At 46.8% G+C, this 263-nt stretch carries 1 protein-coding gene; it reads left to right on the top strand.

Features of this window, described 5'->3' with window-relative positions; translation table 11 throughout:
* A partial coding sequence (locus tag AAEY75_RS15675) for a solute carrier family 23 protein (protein ID WP_352260109.1) occupies positions 1–263 on the top strand: 263 nt, incomplete at both ends.

Genomic DNA, 263 nt, shown 5'->3' with positions numbered 1-263 from the left:
CCATTACCGGTGCAGCATTGGGTACATCAACCACCACGAGCTACATTGAAAGTATTGCTGGGGTGAGTGCCGGCGGTCGTACTGGTTTAACCGCAGTAGTCGTTGGATTGTTATTTATAGCGTCATTATTTTTCTCGCCCTTAGCCGCTATGGTGCCAGCTTATGCGACAACAGGGACATTGTTTTATGTTGCTATCTTAATGATGTCGGGGTTAGTGAATGTTGATTGGGACGATATAACTGAAGCGGCTCCTGTAGTAGTC

This window comes from Psychrobacter sp. TB55-MNA-CIBAN-0194 (assembly GCF_040309505.1).
Lineage (GTDB): Bacteria > Pseudomonadota > Gammaproteobacteria > Pseudomonadales > Moraxellaceae > Psychrobacter > Psychrobacter fozii.
Note: the sequence above shows the minus strand (reverse complement) of the source record. Positions and strands in the feature narration are given on the sequence as shown.